The 1,602-nt window shown below is 23.8% G+C and carries 1 protein-coding gene; it reads left to right on the forward strand.

Features of this window, described 5'->3' with window-relative positions; translation table 11 throughout:
• A partial coding sequence (locus CD111_RS12290) for a GNAT family N-acetyltransferase (protein WP_103268522.1) occupies positions 1–323 on the forward strand: 323 nt, incomplete at its 5' end.
• Between the last annotated feature and the right edge of the window lie 1,279 nt (positions 324–1,602).

The raw sequence follows: 1,602 nt of genomic DNA on the forward strand, positions 1-1,602 counted from the left end.
AGGTATATACTTACTATAAAGAAGAAAGTAATAAGTTATGTATAGTAGTAAAAAATGGAAAAATTGTAGGGTTAATAGGTATATCTATAGTTAAGAACAAAATAATAATTAAGCATATTGCTGTTGAAAAGAATATGCAGAGGACTAGATTAGGTGAAAATATTGTTAAAAAATTATTGATAGACTATCCTAGTTTTTATATTGAAGCAGAAACTGATAAAGACTCAGTTGGTTTTTATAGATACTTAGATTTTCAAATAACTTCTTTAGGTGAAAAATATCCAGGAGTAACGAGATATAAATGTATTTTAAAACCTAGTTAAACAATTGAATCAGTAAATAAAGTGTTATTATTTTATCCTTTTCAACCTATTTCTAAATGAATTTCAAATTTTATTCTACAGTAATATATCAAACAACTATTTGGTAAATAATGAAAAAAGGGGTGTTTTATGGCCAAATCAATTCATGTCGTAAATATTATCAATTATGTATTGTTGATAATAGGGGTATTCTATATTTAAATACATAACATAGATTTTGGAGATTTATTAATAGTTTTTGTTTATAGCTCTATTATAGCGGGTGTAATATCATTGGGATTTGTCTTTGTTAAAGACAGTAAAACTAGATATACTGGGTTGGTCTGGTTTGTTATGAATATAGTAAACGTATTATTTTTAGTACCATTCATAATATTTTTGTTGTTTTTGTAATCTAACTATACGATAAAATTCTTCGTGATTTTAAAATAAAGGAGTTGCCAATTTGTATATCTCCAAAAAATTTTTAATAATTAATTTCGTGTTTATATTTATTTGTGCTTTCATAATTACTTATTATAGTTTTATTGATTCTTATAATGTATCTTTTCAAATTTCCAGTATTGGGGGATTATTAACGGGATATTCGATATTAATGCCAATAAAACTATATGCACTTTTCTTAAAAGATAAAGACGAAATAGAGTAAGTTATTTAAAATAAATTTTCTTATACTTTGGATTAAAAAACTATTTCATATTCTTTTAATCCAAAGTATAAATATTAAGTGGATGAGTGAAGGGGCGAACTAATATGAGAATGAAGATTTTTATTATGAGTAGTGTATTATATTTTGCTATTGGATTTTTAATAATAATGATGTTTGATATGTCATTGTATTTAAAATCACTATTTATAATGATACTGATATTGGTTAATGGTATTTTTAAGGACTATGTATTAAAGATGAATCATTTTGATTTTTTCAAATTTCTTAATAGAAAAAATAATAATATATAAAGCTATTGAGGCTGGGACATATTTAATGATTCCTAGCCTCTGTTGTATATCGTCAGTAGATTACTGAATTTAAAATGTGCACTATATCAAGCTTATTTTAATTTCTAGTCATCTTTGTAGGGGTGAGACAAAGAAATCTTTTTGGTAAAATGAGATTTTTGTCCACTCTCTTTTTTATGGTTAAATATCAATGTTAAAAATATATAATATTTGTAAAAAAGAATATACTAAAATTTGATTAATTGGTATATAATGTAAATGTAGGAGGTGTATATAATATCTGACTTGATTTATGTAATAATCAATATAAGTGGTTAGT

This window comes from Mammaliicoccus stepanovicii, assembly GCF_002902525.1.
GTDB classification, from domain to species: Bacteria; Bacillota; Bacilli; order Staphylococcales; family Staphylococcaceae; genus Mammaliicoccus; species Mammaliicoccus stepanovicii.